We start from the raw sequence: 16,886 nt of genomic DNA, 5'->3' as shown, positions 1-16,886 counted from the left end.
CTAGACTCGGAGCCATGCCTCTCCATTCCTCCGCCGCAGAGCACATCCGGGACCTGGGCGACTACGTCAGCGCCTCGCCGTCGAGCTTCCACGCCGCCCACGAGGGCGCCCGGCGCCTGGCGGAGGCCGGCTTCACCGGCCTGGACGAGCTGCAGCCCTGGGAGGCCACGGCAGGCAAGTTCTACGTTGTCCGGGACGGTGCGCTCATCGCATGGGTCACGCCCGAAGGTGCCGGACCCACCACCGGCTTCAACATCCTGGGCGCCCACACGGATTCGCCGTCGTTCAAGCTCAAGCCCAAGCCGACCACGGGCCGTTTCGGGTGGCTCCAGGCGGGCGTGGAGGTCTACGGCGGTCCGCTGCTGAACTCGTGGCTGGACCGGGAACTGCAGCTGGCCGGGCGCCTCGTGATGCTCGACGGCACGCAGCACCTGACCGCCACCGGTCCGTTGCTGCGCTTTCCGCAGCTGGCCATCCATCTTGACCGGGCCGTGAACGAAGGCCTCACCCTCGACAAACAGCAGCACATGAACCCGGTGTTCGGGCTCGGCGATCCTGACGGGGAGGACCTGCTGGCGGTGCTGGCCGAACGGGTGTCCGGCGGGGGCAATCCTGTTGGCGGCACGCCTGTTGATCCGGCCCGGATCGGCGGGTACGACGTCGTCATCGCGGACACGCAGCCGGCTGCGGTCTTCGGGGTCAGGAGTGAGTTCTTCGCCTCCGGGCGGCTGGACAACCTGTCCGCCACGCACGCCGGGATTACGGCGCTGATCGCCCACGCTGACGCTTCCGACGGCGGCCCGGAGGCTTCCGGGAGAACCGCACCGATTGCTGTGCTCGCCGCCTTCGACCACGAGGAAATCGGTTCCGCGTCCCGGTCCGGGGCGTGCGGGCCGGTCCTGGAAGACATTCTGGTCCGGATCTCGGACGGGCTAGGCGCCTCGGCGAGCCAGCGGCGGCAGGCGTTCGCGGCGTCGCTCTGTGTTTCTGCCGACGCCGGCCACGCCGTCCACCCCAACTATGCCGAACGCCACGACCCCGTCAACCGTCCCGTCCTCAACGGCGGACCGCTGCTCAAGATCAACGCCAACCAGCGGTACGCCACCGACGCAGCAGGGGCTGCGCTCTGGGCGCGGCTGTGCGGTGAGGCCGGGGTTCCCTTCCAGGAGTTTGTCTCCAACAACGTGATGCCGTGCGGTTCCACGATCGGCCCGCTGACGGCCACCCGGCTGGGCATCAGGACCGTGGATGTGGGTGTTCCGCTGCTGTCGATGCACTCGGCCCGGGAGCTCTGCGGCGTGGAGGATCCGCACCGCCTGGCCCGTGTGACTGAGCTGTTCTTTGGGACGCGCGCTCGGATCTAGCCGGGCGAACGAACATTTCAGCCCCGTTACAAAATTGCTTTGCACGCAACATTAGTTGCATATGAATTCTTCAGCTTGGGAGAGTGCCTGTTTTGCCGTCCCGTAAACTGTGTCTTTGCACAGCCCGGACCTGCCCCCGGCTCCCTTAGTGTGAAACGCACAGTGTGGTCCCCGGCACAGACTCTGCCGCCCGGCCACCGCCCCAAAACCTGCAATCAAAACGAGGATGGCGCAGCCATGCACGCTGACCAACAACTGTCGAAATCCCTAAAACCCCGGCACCTGTCGATGATCGCCATTGCGGGCGTCATCGGCGCCGGCCTCTTCGTCGGCTCCGGCGCGGCCATCCAGCAGGCCGGTCCCGGCATCCTGCTGGCCTACATGGCCGCAGGCATCGTGGTCATTCTGGTCATGCGGATGCTTGGCGAGATGGCGGCCGCTAACCCCGAAACCGGTTCCTTCTCCACCTACGCGGACAAAGCACTGGGCCGCTGGGCGGGCTTCAGCATCGGCTGGCTCTACGCGTGGTTCTGGATCATCGTGCTGGGCATCGAGGCGACCGCCGGCGCGGCGATCATGCACCGCTGGGTGCCCGGCATCGACCAGTGGGTCTGGGCCCTGGTGCTCATGGTCCTGCTCACGCTGACCAACCTGGGCTCGGTGAAGTCCTACGGGGAGTTCGAGTTCTGGTTCGCCTCCATCAAGGTCACGGCCATCATCCTGTTCCTCCTCTTCGGTGTGGCGGCGATCCTCGGCCTGGTTCCGGGCGTTCCGGCGCCTGGCCTGAGCAACCTGACGGGCAACGGCGGCTTCCTCCCCAACGGGCCGGGAGCCGTCCTGGCCGGAATCCTCGTGGTGGTCTTCGCGTTCTTCGGGGCCGAGATCGCCACCATTGCAGCCGGTGAATCCGAAAACCCGGTTGAAGCGGTCAAGAAGGCCGTGAAGTCCACCGTCTGGCGAATCCTCGTCTTCTACATCGGCTCCATCGCGATCGTTGTCACGCTCTTGCCCTGGAACTCCGCCAACGTTGCCAAGAGCCCCTACGTCGCGGTCATTGAGCTCTTTGGTATTCCCGGTGCGGGCACCATCATGGACGTCGTGGTGCTGACCTCGGTGCTGTCCTGCCTGAACTCGGGCCTCTACACGGCCAGCCGCATGCTGTTCTCGCTCTCGCAGCGCGGGGACGCCCCGAAGTCCTGGACCCGCATCTCCAAGCGCGGCGTGCCGGCCGCTGCAGTGTTGGCATCGACCGTGGTCGGATTCATCACCGTGGGACTGAACTACATCGCCCCGGACACGGTATTCCTGTTCCTGGTGAACACCTCCGGCGCCATCGCGCTCTTTGTCTGGCTGGTCATTGCAGCGTCGCAGCTGGTGCTGCGCCGCCGGATGGGAGCGGCGGCCAAGGACCTGACGCTCAAGATGTGGTTCTTCCCCTACCTCACCTGGCTGGCGATCGGCAGCATCGTGGCGCTCATCATCGGCATGGTCATCCTGGATACCACCCGCGAGTCGCTCCTGCTCTCCGTTGCCCTGGCCGTCGTGGTGGTCGGTATCGGTGTGTGGCGCTACCGCAAGGGCGGTCCGGGCCGGGCTGAGGTGCCGGCCACCTCCGAAACGTCCCCCGAAACCGCGGACGCAGGCGTCGGGTCCGGCCCGGCGTCGTAAACCGGCTCCGCATCTCAAACCGTTTTTCTGAAATCATCCGCCCGGTTGGCCGTCACGGCCGGACCGGGCGGATGATTTCATTTGGAGGTCAGCCCTGCCGTGGGGCGAACATGATCACGGCGACGCCAACGAGGCAGACGGTGGCACCGATGAGGTCCCAGCGGTCGGGCCGGAACCCGTCAAGAAGCATGCCCCAGGCCAAGGACCCGACGATGAAGACCCCGCCGTACGCCGCGAGGACACGGCCAAAGTGCGCGTCCGGCTGGAAAGCGGCCACGAAGCCGTACAGCCCCAGCGCCACAATTCCGAGTCCGGCCCACCACCACGCCTTGTCCTCCCGCACGGCCTGCCAGATCAGCCATGCTCCGCCGATCTCCGCAACCGCAGCCAGGGTGAAGAGGAGCACGGATTTCAGAATCGTCATGGCTCCAGTATCCCGGGCCGGGAGTTGTCCGCAGCCCGGGCCATATGACTGGCGCCGGCGCCAGTGTAAGTCGGGCGGCCGGCTTCCTGCGGGTTTTCCACATAGGCGGCCCGCCGCTTCCGGCTCGCCATCGCGGCCACTAGCCTTGGAGCTGTCCGAATCGCAGAATTCCGTCCCGATGCACTAAGATAGTGAAGTCTGTGCTGCGCCCTGGTCCATTTTTGGACGCGGGCCTGCACGGCATCGCAAATGAACCTCCTGTTACGGAAATACCGTAACCGCTTAGCCCAAAGGAGGTGGGTTCACATATGCGTCCTTACGAATTGATGGTAATCATCGACCCCGAGGTCGAAGAGCGTACCGTAGAGCCGTCGCTTCAGAAGTTCCTGAACGTCATCACCAACGATGGTGGAACCATCGAAAAGGTTGACATTTGGGGCCGTCGCCGTCTGGCTTACGACATCAAGAAGAAGTCCGAAGGTATCTACGCCGTGGTGAACTTCACCGCGACGCCGGCTACCGCCAAGGAACTTGACCGCCAGCTGGGTCTCAACGAGACCATCATGCGCACCAAGATCATCCGCCCCGAAGAGCAGAAGGTTGTTGCTGAGTAATTTCAGCTCACAGCTTTCATTCTTTACACCGCAGGAACGAACAAGGAGGCAGTAGATGGCAGGCGAAACCACTATTACGGTCATCGGTAATCTCACCAATGACCCCGAGCTGAGGTTCACACCGTCAGGTTCGGCAGTAGCGAACTTCACCATCGCGTCCACGCCTCGCACCTTCGACCGCCAGTCCAATGAGTGGAAGGACGGGGAAACCCTGTTCCTCCGCGCTTCGGTTTGGCGCGAGGCAGCAGAGAACGTCGCCGAGTCCCTCACCAAGGGCACCCGCGTGATTGTTTCCGGCCGCCTGAAGAGCCGTTCCTACGAAACAAAAGAAGGCGAGAAGCGCACCGTTATCGAGCTCGAAGTCGACGAAATCGGCCCGAGCCTGCGTTACGCCAATGCCAAAGTCAACCGCACCCAGCGCTCCGGCGGCCAGGGCGGTTTTGGCGGCGGCAACAGCGGCGGATTCGGTGGCGGTGGATTCGGTGGCGGCCAGGGTGGAAACCAGGGCGGCAACACCGGAGGAAACTGGGGCGGCAACCAGCCCGCAGCAGCGCAGGATGACCCATGGGCCACGCCCGGAGTCAGCAATGCGGGCGGCGGCTGGGGCAACGGCCCGGATTCCGAACCTCCCTTCTAACAACAAAACAAAGGCCCGGCGCAGCATCCGCCAAGGCGTTCCACGCGGGACGTTTTGTACATGTCGCGATCGGACCACCACCATCCCGTGGATCACGATTCACGGGCTCCCTAGAATAGGAGCTCCACGATGGCTAAGGCTGAACTCCGTAAGCCCAAACCAAAGTCCAACCCCTTGAAGGCCGCTGACATCACTGTCATCGACTACAAGGACGTAGCATTGCTGCGCAAGTTCATCTCCGACCGCGGAAAGATCCGCGCCCGTCGCGTCACTGGCGTCACGGTGCAGGAGCAGCGCAAGATCGCCCAGGCAATCAAGAACGCCCGCGAAGTTGCTCTGCTGCCCTACTCCGGCGCTGGCCGGGGCTAAGGAAAGGGATTAACTAACATGGCAAAGCTCATTCTGACCCACGAAGTAACCGGTCTCGGTGCTGCTGGCGACGTTGTCGAGGTCAAGGACGGTTACGCACGTAACTTCCTGCTGCCCCGCGGTTTCGCTCTGACCTGGTCCAAGGGTGGCGAGAAGCAGGTTGAGTCCATCAAGGCTGCCCGCGTTGCCCGCGAGCACGCTTCCCTGGAAGACGCTCAGAAGCAGGCTGCTGCACTTTCCGCCAAGCCGGTCAAGCTCGTTGTCAAGGCTGGCGAGTCCGGACGCCTGTTCGGCACCGTCAAGCAGGGCGACGTGGCCGACGCTGTTGAGGCCGCTGGCCTCGGCCGCATCGACAAGCGCAAGGTTGAACTGCCGGCACACATCAAGTCGGTTGGTTCCTACCAGGCCAACGTTCGTCTGCACGACGACGTTGCCGCTGTGATCGAACTCGACGTAGTCGCAGGCAAGTAGGACATCCGGCTTTTGCCGGTCCACTCCGCAGTCCTGAACTGCTGACGGCCCCCGCCGTCGGATTCCTCCGGGAAGCCGACGGCGGGGGCTTCGTCGTTCCTGCGGGTCTCGTCCTGCTTCCTACCGGCTGTGCAGGACTGTGGTCCCATAGCGGTAGCCGATGCTGATCAGCTCGGCCAGCACGGCCTCATCGACGTCGGACAGCTTGTTGATGTAGAGGCAGCCGGCACCCGTCTTGTGCTTTCCCAGACGCTCGAGGAGCGCAGCCGACTCCGGCGCATTCGTTAGCCCATACAGTGACAGGCTGGCTTTGCGGGGAGAAAACCCCACTGCTGCAGTGTCCCCTTCGCGCCCGGTGGCGTATTTGTAGTGCACCGTACCGAATCCGACGATCGTAGGACCCCACATCTCCGGTTCCTGGCCCGTCAGTTCCGCCATGAGGGCGCGAAGGCGTAGGCCGTCCTGCCGGCGCACCGGGTGCTCCAGAGCCGCGATGAAGTCGTCCGCCGAAACCCCTGTCACCTGTGTCTTGTTATCCGCCATGGACGCAGTGTACTGGGCCGTCTACGGGGCAGCGGAATAAAGGCAATCCCTCCCGGGTTGAGCGAGTAGATGCAAATGCATATATAGAGCCATCCAGAGGAGACCGCCATGGAGACCCGCCGCATTACCGTTCTGTCCGCCGGCCTGGGAGTGCCTTCGTCGACCCGCCTGCTGGCCGACCAGCTGGCCGCAGCCGCCACACGGGAGCTGGCGGCCGCCGGCTACGAGGTGACCACCGACGTCGTGGAACTCCGTGAATTGGCCGTGGACATCGCCAACAACTTCGTCACGGGTTTTGCCCCGCCCCGGCTGGCAGAGGTCATCGCCGGCGTCGAGTCCTCCGACGGCATCATCGCGGTCTCACCGGTGTTCAGCGCGTCCTACAGCGGGCTATTCAAGTCCTTCATTGACGTGCTCGACCCCAAGTCGCTGGACGGCAAGGCGGCCCTCCTGGGGGCCACCGGCGGAACGGACCGCCACCAGATGGTGCTCGACCACGCCATGCGCCCGCTGTTCAGCTACCTGCGCACGCGGACGGCCGCCACGGCCGTCTTCGCCGGCCCCCAGGACTGGGGAAACGCGGACGACGGCGGAACCCCCCTTTCGGCGCGGATCGAACGGGCAGCGGCAGAGTTCAGCAGCCTCCTGGAGGGCGACCAGCCGGGCCGCAGGCCGGCGGTGCTGGAGTCGCTGCCCTTTGAACAGCTGCTGGCCGGGATCTCGGCGGGCGGCAACGCGAACTAATCGCGGTACCCGCTCGTTGTGCCGGGCATGAAATGTCCCATTGATTCTTCAGACCTGGTCATGAGCGAACGCAGCGGGGTCGAAATCGACTACTGCCCTCAGTGCCGGGGTGTGTGGCTGGACCGCGGCGAACTGGACAAGATCATCGACCGGGTCGACGCGGGGGCGACGGCGGCACCTCCGGCGCCCGCTCCCCCTGCGCCGGTGTCGCCCGCGCCCGGCATGGTTCCTCCGCCGCTGTACCGCAACGTGGAACCGCGGCGTGACCAGCCGCGCTACGACGACCGCAGCTACGGCAAGGGATACGACCGCGACTATGACCGCCGCCGCCACAAGAAGAAGGAAGGCTGGCTGGGGGACCTGTTCGACTTCTAGGCGGCTGCCTCTACGTGCCCGCGGGCGCCCGGCCCTGCTAGTCGTCCAGCAGGGCGATGAATTCGCGCGCCTGCTTCATGGTGATGTCTGAGTGCCGGGTCAGCGCGGTGGCGGCTGCTTCGACGTTGCCGCTCTTGGCAAGCGTGCGGATGCGGCCGTAGATCTCGTCATTGAGCATGTTGCTGCTGACCTCCCGGGTGACATCGCCTTTGCTGGCAATGGCCCGGTACCGGTAAGGGAACCGCTGCGGCGGCTCGTCGTCGTCTTCGGGTTCGCTGGGTACCTGGGCCGGTGAGCGGAAGGGCTGCGGATGGGCTGCCAGCGCGGCCACTGCGTCCCGCGATGCGCGCAAGCCCTGTCCTGACACCTCGTAGTACAGCTTGATCGCCGCCATGGCCTGACCCTGGGCGATGAGCGCATACAGGCGCCTGTGTTCGTCCTCGGACAGCTTGGCTGCGGCTTCCTTTGCGAGCTCCGCGGACTCCGCCGGCGGCTTGGCTGGCTCACCGACCGTGCGCCGGCGGCGGCTGAACGCACGAGCCGCGAGGGCCACGGCGACAGCCACGGCCACGAGGATCAGGAAGGGGATCACGAGCGATTCCATGGTTACAGCCGATCTACATATTGCTTGGCGGTCAAAAGGTTTGAATGGGTGGCCTGGCGCAAAAGCCGGATGGCCTGGAGCTTCTGCCCGTTGCGCACCAATGTCTGCAGCTGCAGCGCCAGCTGCGGGTTCAGCATTGTCCCGGGCCCAAGCGCTGCAGGATACGAGCCGTGCGGGTAGTCAGGAAGGTGGCCGGGATCGTGGCCGGCATGGCCCGGCGGCGGCGCCTGACGATGGTCGTGCTGCTGGATCTGCTGCTGCCGGTTCTGGCTTGGCAGGGCTGCCGCCTCTATGCGTGCCCGGGCCGTCATGGCCGCCTGAACCTGGGCTGCGTAATGGGCCTGGGAACGCCGGGCCAGATCCAGCTGGTAGCGGTCCGCGTCGGACATGCCCCCATCCCGCGGCTTCAATGCCGTTGCGAGAGCCCAGAGGACTGCGGCGAGGACAAGGGCAGGAACCAAGACTGTCAGAACGTCGCCCATACCTAGAGCTTAACGCCAGATCAGCGTTATCCACAGCATATGCCCGGCTGCGCATGGTGCTGCCCTCCTGTGATGACCCTCGACTGGAAGGTTCGTCCAGCGCCATGCATGCGTGGACGGCCCCCGACATATGCCGGTGATCAGTATCACAAAGTGGGAATACAGGCCGCGAAAACTCCCGCCGGAGGCAGACCTACCGGCCGGTATCCCCAGACAACGGTTAAGGCTGTGGATGAAGGTTGGCGCAAATTTTAAATTTGTCCACAGGGAAATCGGAACGTTTCCGCAGGTCAAGCGGCATATATGCCGGAAAGAAATTTACTATCCACAGCTTCCCCCACAGGCTGTGCACAAGCAGCAGTCTGTTGTGCACACGTTATCCACAGAGGTGCGAAACTGCCGGCTTTGTGAGTGGCCACCCGGGCGCTAACGTAGCGGAGACACCCCATTCGGGTGAGTTTTCCCTGCCGGCCTGAATACCGGAGCCAGCGAACAGCCGGGCTCCGGGAGATTAGTGCTGCCCTGTGGAAAACCTGTGGATGAGGCGTCGCCTGGGTTCAACGGCCAGGACCGAAAAATGTCAGGGCCTGCTGGTGTAGTTGCACCAGCCCGGGCAGCAGATACTTGCTGCGCGGCCCACCCACGGCACACGGCACACGCGCCGCAGTCCTCCTGCACGGACTGCGGACACATTGGAGGACGGCAGCTTTGTCAGTTACGCACCTGGACTCAATCGAAGGTACCCGCGAATCCGAAGGCAGCCGTAAACCTCCCCAGGATATCCCCGCCGAACAGTCCGTCCTGGGCGGCATGATGCTCTCCAAGGACGCCATTGCGGACGTGGTTGAGATCCTGCGCGGGCAAGACTTCTACCGCCCTGCCCACGAAACCATCTACGAGGCGGTCATTGACCTCTATGGCCGCGGAGAACCCGCGGATGCCGTCACGGTGTCCGATGAGCTGACCAAACGCGGCGAGATCAACCGGATCGGCGGACCTGCCTACCTCCATGAGCTCATTCAGACGGTACCCACGGCCGCGAACGCAGGCTACTACGCCGAGATCGTGGCGGAGCGCGCCGTGCTCCGGCGGCTGGTCAATGCCGGCACCAAGATCGTGCAGCTCGGGTACGGGCAGGACGGCGAGGTCGAAGACCTGGTCAACCAGGCCCAGGCGGAGGTCTACGCGGTGGCCGAGCGCCGCACGGCGGAAGACTACGTCGTCCTGAAGGACGTCATGGAGTCCACGGTGGATGAGATCGAGGCCTCCGGCCACCGCGGCGAGGGCATGGTGGGCGTCCCCACCGGCTTCTACGAGCTGGACGAGCTGACGCACGGGCTGCATCCGGGCCAGATGATCGTCATTGCTGCCCGGCCTGCCGTGGGTAAGTCCACCTTCGCACTGGACTTTGCCCGCTCGGCAGCCATCAAGAACAACCTGAGCACAGTGATGTTCTCCCTGGAAATGGGTCGCAACGAGATCGCCATGCGTCTCCTGTCGGCCGAGGCCACCATCGGCCTGCAGGACCTTCGCAAGGGCACCATCAAGGACGAGCAGTGGTCCAAGATTGCTACCACCATGGGGCGCATGAATGATGCCCCGCTGTTCATTGACGACAGCCCCAACATGTCCCTCATGGAGATCCGGGCCAAGTGCCGCCGCCTCAAGCAGCAGCACGACCTCAAACTCGTCATCCTTGACTACCTGCAGCTCATGAGTTCGGGCAAGAAGGTGGAGTCCCGCCAGCAGGAAGTCTCCGAGTTCTCCCGTGCGCTGAAGCTGCTCGCCAAGGAACTCCAGGTGCCTGTCATCGCGCTGTCGCAGCTGAACCGTGGTTCTGAGCAGCGCCAGGACAAGCGCCCCATGGTCTCGGACCTGCGTGAGTCGGGTTCCATCGAGCAGGACGCCGACATGGTGATTCTGCTGCACCGCGAGGACGTCTACGACAAGGAGTCCCCGCGGGCCGGTGAGGCAGACATCCTCGTGGCCAAACACCGTAACGGCCCTACCAAGGACATCGTGGTCGCCTTCCAGGGCCATTACTCGCGGTTCGCCAACATGGCTGGGGACGCCGGCGGAGGCGGCGGCTTCTAGGCTGCGGCGGCCTCGGCCGGGCGTTCCGCGGGAGCGATGTCCAAGGGGTCAGTGTCCGCGGGAGCAGTGTCCGAGGGGGCAGCGCAGGCCGCCGGTGCTAGTGCCGTTGCGACTGCAGCAGGTGGTTGGGCAGCCTGTTTCCCGGGGCTGCTGCCCTGATTTCCAGGAGTTCCCGGGCATGGGCGTGAAGCCGCTTGTCCTCCTCGGACACGGGGGTCCATGCAGGGATGGGGACCGAGGTGCCCTCGGCGTCGCGGGCGACCATCACGGTGAGACAGTAGGTGGTCAGGTTCAGTTCGCGGCCCTTGGGGTCCCCGGACCGGACATGTACGGCAACGTGCATGCCCTTGGTGCCCGTGTAGACCAGCCGCGCCTCCACCTCCACCACGTGGCCGATCAGCAGCGGCCGGTAGAAGCGCACGCCGCCGGAGAAGACGGCCACCGTGTCCCGGCCGCAGTAGCGTGAGGCGCAAACATATGCGGCTTCGTCGATCCATTTCATGACGATGCCGCCATGGACTTTTCCGCCCCAGTTAACGTCGGTGGGCGCTGCCATGAACCGCAGCACGACGCGCTCGGCGGTCCCGGCATCTGTATATTCCTGCGCGCTCATGGCTTCGACGATCTGCTCGCGGATCCCGATCCGGGCCAGGGCGTGGTCCCGCTGTTCCAGTTCCTCCGCCGTTACCGGCTCGAACTGCTTAACCGGGACGGGCTTCCCGTCCTCGCCAACCGCCACAAAGATCACCATGCACTGGCTGCGCATGGTGGCCGGCCCGCCCTTGGGGTCCCCGGAGGAAACCACCGTTCGGATATGCATGGAGGAGCGGCCGGTGAAGACGATGGTGGCCGTGACCTCAACCATGTCGCCGATGTTCACCGGGTCGGCAAAGTGGATGTTCCCCACGTAGGCGGTGACACAGTAGGACTTGGCCCAGCCGACGGCGGCCGCATATGCCGCCTTGTCCACCCACTCGAGCACCGTGCCGGCGTCGACGGATCCGCTGTGGCCCACGTCCATGGGGGCGGCAAGGAAGCGGAGGGTCACTGAGTTGGCGGCAGTCTCGCTCATGGTCGCAGTTTACTGACCGCCTTCCTTTGGTCAGATCCGGGGCTTCACAATCGTGTTCATCGATGCCATAAGACGCCCGCGCGATGAATCCCGTGCCCTGAATTCCCCGTCACGCAAGAGCCGGAGTCGCCGAATCACTAATAATAATGATTATCATTAGTGTCATGTTGACGAGACGATTCAATTCTCCTGCCCCGCGCAGCATCCGCCGCCGCGCAGAGAGCCCATATTCAGGGCTGTCCACCAAGCCATTCGTGGCGTGTTTCAAAAGGCCCCTCGCAGCGCCGCTGGTAGTGCCCGTGGCCGCCGCCTGCGGAGTTGTCCTGCTGCTGGCAGGCTGCGCCATTGGCCCCGCGCAGAGTACCGCCGAAAGTTCCGCCAGCACCTCCCCGCACGGAGGGGCCGCGGAACCGGCCGAGCTTCGCGCCCCTGAGCCGCGACTGGTGTACACCTACGCCGGCGGCGTCGGAGTGCTGGACGCGGCAACCCTTCAGCCCGCCGGGGACGTTGCAATGGACGGCTACAACCGCATCAGCCCTGCGGGGGACGGCCGCCACGTCCTGGTGGCGGCGGACGACTCATTCCGCGTTCTCGATGCCGGCACCTGGACCGAGCAGCATGGCGACCATGGCCATTCCTATGCCGCCGAGCCAACACTGACGGATCACGCGTTCGGGGCCAGCAAGCCGGGCCATGTGGTGCGGCACGCGGGCAGGACCGTCCTGTTCAGTGACGGGTCCGGCAAGGTGGAGTCCTTTGAATCGGCCGCCCTTGGAACGCTGGCGGATGACGGGCTTCCGGAGACGGCGACCTACACAGCGCCCGAGGCCCACCACGGCGTGGCTGTGGAACTGGATGACGGGAAGCTGCTGGTGACAGTGGGGGACGAGGATGCCCGCAACGCCGTGGCCCTCCTGGGGCAGGCCGCGGGCCAGGGCCGCAAGGAGATCCTCCGGAGCCCGAACTGCCCGGGCGTCCACGGCGAGGCGGTGGCCGGCGACAGTACCGTGATCTTCGGATGCGAGGACGGGATGCTGGTATTCAAGGACGGCAAGTTCGCCAAGGTCGCCAGCCCGGACGCCTATGGCAGGATGGGCAACCAGGCCGGCTCGCCGGCGTCGCCTGTGGTGCTGGGGGACTACAAGGTGGACAAGGAAGCGGTATTGGAGCGGCCCACCAGGATTTCACTGGTGAACACCGACACCAAGGCCCTGAAGCTGGTGGAACTCAGGACGAGCTATTCCTTCCGGTCGCTGGGGCGCGGGCCGGCCGGGGAGGCACTGGTCCTTGGCACCGATGGCGCGCTGCATGTTCTCAACCCGCTGACCGGCGCCACCGAGTCCACGATTCCCGTCGTGCCGGCCTGGCAGGAGCCCGAGGCGTGGCAGGACCCGCGGCCCACCCTGTACGTCCAGGGCTCCATGGCCTATGTAACCGAACCGGCCACCCGGAAACTGCACGCCGTTGACCTGAAGGCGGGAAAGACTGTCCGCACAGCAACGCTGGCCCACACGCCCGATGAACTGACGGGCGTCACCGGCTGAACAACAGGCATGGCCGAGCTGACAGCAGCCGGCCGAAACCACGGAATGACATTAAACGACGGCGGCCGCCCGCCGGGCGCCGAAGCGCCAGGCGAGCAGCCGCCGTCGTTGTTCCCGGACAATCACCGCCCTGGAACGGTGCTGCCTGTCCGGGGATGTTACGCGAGAACCTTGAGCTTTGAATCGCTGCGGCCGAACAGGGCTGCGTCCGCCGAGAGGCGGCCGGCTCCGGCAAGGGCGATGGCCGCTGCCCCGGCTGCAAGCAGGAGAACCAGCTCGTAGCCGCCGGTGGCGACGAAAACTCCGGCCGAGGCGTGGACCAGAAAGAGGGCGCCGAGCATGTCCAGGGCGAGAAGGGCGGCGAAGACGCGGGTCAGCACGCCGAGGATGAGGGCGATGCCGCCCACCAGTTCCAGCGTGGCGACGACCGGGGCGGCGACCTCAGCGGCCGGGACCCCCATCTTGGCGAAGGATGCCTGCGTGCCGGCGATGGTGAATTCGTTGAACTTCTGCCAGCCGTGCGCGGCGAAGAGGAATCCCGCGATCACTCGCAGGATCGTCAGGGCTGTGGTGGTCTGGGTGGACTGGTTCATGGAGATTCTCACCGTTCGGATCGATTGGGGGTTTGTCTCTTTTACGCATGCGGTCCGGAGCGCGTCCGGTGATGCTTCCATTCCACTCTCCCGAAATTTTGTTGAAGTGTCAACTAATGTGTCGTGGTTATCTTTTCTGCGCCAGCTAGGCTGAATCCGTGCCACAATCGCCTTCCGCCGCCATTTCCACCCCCAAACCCGAGAGCCACGGCCGTGAAATCCTCCGGCTTGCCGTTCCAGCCTTCGGCGCGCTGATCGCCGAACCGCTCTTTCTGCTTGCCGATTCGGCCATCGTGGGGCACCTGGGCGTGGCCCAGCTGGCCGGCGTCGGACTGGCCTCGGCGGTGCTGCACACCGCGGTGGGGCTGATGGTTTTCCTGGCCTACTCCACCACCCCGGCCGTGGCGCGGGCGGTAGGGGACGGCCAGCTGGGCAGGGCGCTGGCCGCCGGGCGCGACGGCGTCTGGCTCGCCCTCCTGCTCGGGACCACGCTGGCGTTGGCAGGGTTCCTCGCCGCGGAGCCGCTGATCGGGCTCATGGGGCCGAGCCCGGAAATCCGCACATTCGCCGTCGACTATCTGCGCTGGTCCATGCCCGGGCTGGTCGCGATGCTGCTCATCTTCGCGGGCACGGGCGTGCTGAGGGGACTGCAGGATACCCGGACGCCGTTGGTAGTGGCCACGGCGGGTTTCGGGCTGAACATCGTGCTGAACCTGGTGCTGGTGTACGGACTCGGGCTGTCCGTGGTCGGGTCTGCAATGGGAACCAGCATCGCGCAGTGGGCCATGGCAGCGGTGTACCTGGTGATGGTGCAGCGCAACGCCAGTCATTACGGGGTCAGCCTGCTGCCCGACTGGCATGGGATCCGGGCCATGACCAAGGTGGGCTCCTGGCTCATGCTGCGGACCCTCAGCCTGCGCACTGCCATCCTTGCCACCGTTCTCGTGGTGACGGCCCAGGGAGCGGTGAACCTGGCCGCCCACCAGCTGGCCATGACGGTCTTCACCTTCCTTGCCTTCGCACTGGACGCACTGGCCATCGCCGCGCAGGCGCTGATCGGCAAGGAGTTGGGCGCCTCCAACCCCGGCAAAGCCCGGATCCTGACCCGGACCATGATCCGCTGGGGCACCGGCTTCGGTGTGGTCACCGGCGTGCTCCTCGCCCTGGCTGCCCCGTTCGCCGGCGCTCTCTTCACGCCCGACGCCGGCGTCCAGTCGGTGCTGACAGCGGCCCTGTGGGTTCTGGCCGCGGGCCAGCCCCTCGCCGGTTACGTGTTCGTCCTCGACGGGGTGCTGATCGGGGCCGGCGACGCGAAGTATCTGGCGATTGCCGGCGTCGTAAATCTCGCGGTGTACCTTCCGCTGCTGCTGGTGGTGCCGCTGGCCGGGGCCGACGGCGCGGCGGCGCTGGTTTGGGTGTGGGTGGCCTTTTCGCTGGGCTACATGTGCGCCCGGGCCGTGACCCTGGGACTGCGGGCCAGGACGGACCGCTGGATGGTGCTCGGCTCCTAGCCTGCGGCCCGGATTCGCGGGCACAGGCCGGCGCACTAAACTGGAGCAGTGACTTCCCCCGTTAACCCTGCTGAATCCGATGTGCCTGCCCCCTCGGCGGAGCTGTGGAAACCCGCCCTGCTGCGGGCTGCCGCCGCGCTGGCGTTCGGCGCCGTGACCGTGTTCTGGGCGGCCCCTTCGGTGGCCGGAATGTCGCTGACGGGCGGGGTGTATCTGCTGGCCACGGGCCTGATCCTGCTGTGGGGCATTCCGATGACCGGTTTCCGGCGGGAAGCGCCCGCCGGCCGACTGCTGTCCGCTGCGGGTGCGGCCCTGACCGGTGCCGGCGTGGCCCTGCTGTTCCTGCAGGGCAGCCTGGTGTTCGCCGTGATTGGCGCTGTGGGGCTGGCCGTGGCGTCGGCGGCCGAGCTGTGGCTGGGCGTTACGCTGCGCGGACGGCACGTCCTGGCCCGCGACTGGCTGGCCTCCGGAGTCATCGGGCTGGGCACGGCCGGCACCCTGCCGTTCTTTGTGGGCCTTGGTCCCCACGCACTGCTGGGTGTTGCCGGCGGCGGGGCCATAATCTCGGGCGTGCTCTGGATCCTGGCAGGCCTCTCGCTCCGGCACGATGCGCGGGCGGACGCGCCAAAGGCCGTAAACTAGTACCAGGGCTTCTACTCGTTGTAGAACAGCCTTCGACACCCAGTACCCCTTCAGCACCAGCACACATCACAGCGGGCAGGCCGCATCGCGCCGCCCGCACGGGAGGAATCACCTTGGCACACCAGAAACCAGGAGAACCGCGCAACCTGCGGACCTCGGTGAAGGGACCCCTGATGTTCTCCGCCTTCTGGGCTGTGGTGGCGTTCTTCGCAGTTCTGATTTTTGCTTCCGGCGGCAGCGCCCGGTCGCCGCGGTTCGACCTGGCCTTCACCGCCGCCGGCATCGCCTTCATTGTCACCCTCGTCATCGCCGCGATGCTGTCCATGAGCTACAAGGACAATGCCGCCCACCTGGGGAAAGGCTCCGGGGTGAACCTGAGCTCGGCCCGGAAGCCCTCGCAGGGACACGGCGGCCACGGGGCCCAGGGAACCTCGAGCGGGGGAACCTCAAGCGGGGGAACCCAGCGCCGCCCGGATGCCCCGGGTTCGGCGGGTTCGGCCGCAACCGGCGAATCCGGGCCCGACGGCGGAACCTCCTAACGCCTAACCGCCAGTCGCCGCCGGCGCGGCATACTCTCTGCTCGCGGTGACTACTCTCCGCTGGCGCGGCGTGCCCGGTACGCCGCCACGTGCGCTCGGTTGGCGCAGTTCCCGGTGTCACAGTACCGCTTGGACCGGTTCCGGCTGAGGTCGAGCACCGCAGCGTCGCAGTCATCGGCCGCGCACACGAGCATGCGGTCCATCTCCTTGCTGCGGATCACGTCCACCAGCGCCATGGCTGCTTCGGTGCCCATCCTGTCCGCCAGCGGGGCATCGTGCGTCGTGGCGTGCAGGTGCCAGTCCCACTGGTCGTGCTTGAGGAGCTGGGGGAGTGCCTGGGCCTCGCGCAGGAGACGGTTCACGCCAGCCACGGCCGTGTCCTCATCTGCCGTCCACAGGGCTGCCAGTTCCGTCCGCAGTGCGTGGATGCTGGACAGCTCGGCGGCGTCGCGGGTGCGGAAACCGGTAAAGCCCTCCTGCCCCAGGAACTCGTCCAGATCTTCCACTGTGGCCAGGTGTTCCTCGCCGTTGGCGGCCGAGTTGATGAGGTTCACTACGAAGCGCAGCGCGAGTTCCGTGTCAGGGGCAAAAACCAT

20 protein-coding genes are annotated in these 16,886 nt (G+C 65.7%); 13 read left to right on the top strand and 7 right to left on the bottom strand.

All coding sequences use genetic code 11. From position 1 onward, the window contains the following. Positions 1-14: 14 nt before the first annotated feature. Both ARGLB_RS06090 and ARGLB_RS06085 read left to right on the top strand, forming a co-directional pair. Positions 15-1,364, top strand: a complete 1,350-nt coding sequence (locus ARGLB_RS06090) for a M18 family aminopeptidase (protein ID WP_003800153.1) — start codon at positions 15-17, stop codon at positions 1,362-1,364. Between the two features lie 237 nt (positions 1,365-1,601). Then, complete coding sequence (locus ARGLB_RS06085; protein ID WP_003800151.1) at positions 1,602-3,032, top strand: amino acid permease; 1,431 nt, start codon at positions 1,602-1,604, stop codon at positions 3,030-3,032. Between the two features lie 88 nt (positions 3,033-3,120). Here ARGLB_RS06085 and ARGLB_RS06080 read toward each other — a convergent pair whose 3' ends face one another. Beyond that, positions 3,121-3,456 carry a YnfA family protein gene (locus ARGLB_RS06080; protein WP_003800150.1) on the bottom strand — a complete coding sequence of 112 codons (336 nt, stop codon included), beginning with the start codon at positions 3,454-3,456 and terminating at the stop codon, positions 3,121-3,123. 308 nt (positions 3,457-3,764) lie between these two features. Here ARGLB_RS06080 and rpsF point away from each other — a divergent pair, with 308 nt between their 5' ends. The 4 genes from rpsF to rplI all read left to right on the top strand — a co-directional run bounded on the left by rpsF (position 3,765) and on the right by rplI (position 5,547). Next, a complete protein-coding gene (gene rpsF, locus ARGLB_RS06075) occupies positions 3,765-4,070 on the top strand; it encodes a 30S ribosomal protein S6 (protein WP_003800148.1) in 306 nt (101 codons plus the stop codon). 55 nt (positions 4,071-4,125) lie between these two features. Beyond that, positions 4,126-4,707, top strand: a complete 582-nt coding sequence (locus ARGLB_RS06070; protein ID WP_003800146.1) for a single-stranded DNA-binding protein — start codon at positions 4,126-4,128, stop codon at positions 4,705-4,707. Between the two features lie 129 nt (positions 4,708-4,836). Then, the gene (gene rpsR, locus ARGLB_RS06065) at positions 4,837-5,076 is read left to right on the top strand and encodes a 30S ribosomal protein S18 (RefSeq protein ID WP_003800144.1); all 240 of its coding nucleotides are present in this window, start codon (positions 4,837-4,839) and stop codon (positions 5,074-5,076) included. Positions 5,077-5,094: 18 nt separating this feature from the next. Continuing rightward, positions 5,095-5,547, top strand: coding sequence for a 50S ribosomal protein L9 (gene rplI / locus ARGLB_RS06060; protein ID WP_003800120.1), 453 nt, complete (start codon positions 5,095-5,097; stop codon positions 5,545-5,547). A gap of 120 nt (positions 5,548-5,667) precedes the next feature. Here the strand turns inward: rplI and ARGLB_RS06055 are convergent, their stop codons facing one another. Beyond that, the gene (locus tag ARGLB_RS06055; protein ID WP_003800118.1) at positions 5,668-6,090 is read right to left on the bottom strand and encodes a DUF1801 domain-containing protein; all 423 of its coding nucleotides are present in this window, start codon (positions 6,088-6,090) and stop codon (positions 5,668-5,670) included. A 108-nt stretch (positions 6,091-6,198) separates the two neighbouring features. On the opposite strand from ARGLB_RS06055, the gene ARGLB_RS06050 reads away from it, so the two are divergent. Both ARGLB_RS06050 and ARGLB_RS06045 read left to right on the top strand, forming a co-directional pair. Then, entirely contained in the window at positions 6,199-6,834 is a 636-nt protein-coding gene (locus ARGLB_RS06050; RefSeq protein ID WP_003800117.1) for an FMN reductase, read from the top strand. A gap of 27 nt (positions 6,835-6,861) precedes the next feature. Continuing rightward, a complete protein-coding gene (locus ARGLB_RS06045; protein ID WP_043418187.1) occupies positions 6,862-7,209 on the top strand; it encodes a TFIIB-type zinc ribbon-containing protein in 348 nt (115 codons plus the stop codon). 37 nt (positions 7,210-7,246) lie between these two features. Here ARGLB_RS06045 and ARGLB_RS06040 read toward each other — a convergent pair whose 3' ends face one another. Together ARGLB_RS06040 and ARGLB_RS06035 are read right to left on the bottom strand one after the other, a co-directional pair. Next, on the bottom strand, positions 7,247-7,813 hold the full coding sequence (locus ARGLB_RS06040; protein ID WP_003800114.1) for a hypothetical protein: 567 nt from the start codon (positions 7,811-7,813) through the stop codon (positions 7,247-7,249). 2 nt (positions 7,814-7,815) lie between these two features. Further along, positions 7,816-8,295, bottom strand: a complete 480-nt coding sequence (locus ARGLB_RS06035; RefSeq protein ID WP_003800112.1) for a hypothetical protein — start codon at positions 8,293-8,295, stop codon at positions 7,816-7,818. Positions 8,296-9,003: 708 nt separating this feature from the next. Here ARGLB_RS06035 and dnaB point away from each other — a divergent pair. Further along, a complete protein-coding gene (dnaB, locus tag ARGLB_RS06030; RefSeq protein WP_003800110.1) occupies positions 9,004-10,389 on the top strand; it encodes a replicative DNA helicase in 1,386 nt (461 codons plus the stop codon). 97 nt (positions 10,390-10,486) lie between these two features. Here dnaB and ARGLB_RS06025 read toward each other — a convergent pair whose 3' ends face one another. Continuing rightward, the gene (locus ARGLB_RS06025; RefSeq protein ID WP_003800107.1) at positions 10,487-11,461 is read right to left on the bottom strand and encodes an acyl-CoA thioesterase; all 975 of its coding nucleotides are present in this window, start codon (positions 11,459-11,461) and stop codon (positions 10,487-10,489) included. A 254-nt stretch (positions 11,462-11,715) separates the two neighbouring features. Between ARGLB_RS06025 and aztD the strand changes: the two genes are divergently transcribed. Then, entirely contained in the window at positions 11,716-13,005 is a 1,290-nt protein-coding gene (aztD, locus tag ARGLB_RS06020; protein WP_245531487.1) for a zinc metallochaperone AztD, read from the top strand. Between the two features lie 158 nt (positions 13,006-13,163). On the opposite strand, the gene ARGLB_RS06015 is transcribed toward aztD, so the two are convergent. Then, a complete protein-coding gene (locus ARGLB_RS06015) occupies positions 13,164-13,598 on the bottom strand; it encodes a DoxX family protein (RefSeq protein ID WP_003800103.1) in 435 nt (144 codons plus the stop codon). Positions 13,599-13,756: 158 nt separating this feature from the next. Here ARGLB_RS06015 and ARGLB_RS06010 point away from each other — a divergent pair, with 158 nt between their 5' ends. From ARGLB_RS06010 to ARGLB_RS23990, 3 genes are all read left to right on the top strand, one after another. After that, complete coding sequence (locus tag ARGLB_RS06010) at positions 13,757-15,109, top strand: MATE family efflux transporter (RefSeq protein WP_003800101.1); 1,353 nt, start codon at positions 13,757-13,759, stop codon at positions 15,107-15,109. Positions 15,110-15,157: 48 nt separating this feature from the next. Next, the gene (locus ARGLB_RS06005) at positions 15,158-15,751 is read left to right on the top strand and encodes a hypothetical protein (RefSeq protein WP_003800099.1); all 594 of its coding nucleotides are present in this window, start codon (positions 15,158-15,160) and stop codon (positions 15,749-15,751) included. Between the two features lie 113 nt (positions 15,752-15,864). Further along, positions 15,865-16,290, top strand: coding sequence for a hypothetical protein (locus ARGLB_RS23990; protein WP_003800098.1), 426 nt, complete (start codon positions 15,865-15,867; stop codon positions 16,288-16,290). Positions 16,291-16,340: 50 nt separating this feature from the next. On the opposite strand, the gene ARGLB_RS05995 is transcribed toward ARGLB_RS23990, so the two are convergent. Then, a partial coding sequence (locus ARGLB_RS05995) for a CGNR zinc finger domain-containing protein (protein WP_003800096.1) occupies positions 16,341-16,886 on the bottom strand: 546 nt, incomplete at its 5' end.

The organism is Arthrobacter globiformis NBRC 12137 (assembly GCF_000238915.1).
GTDB classification, from domain to species: Bacteria; Actinomycetota; Actinomycetes; order Actinomycetales; family Micrococcaceae; genus Arthrobacter; species Arthrobacter globiformis.
The sequence above is the reverse complement of the archived record's forward strand: the minus strand, read 5'-3'. Positions and strand labels throughout refer to the sequence as shown.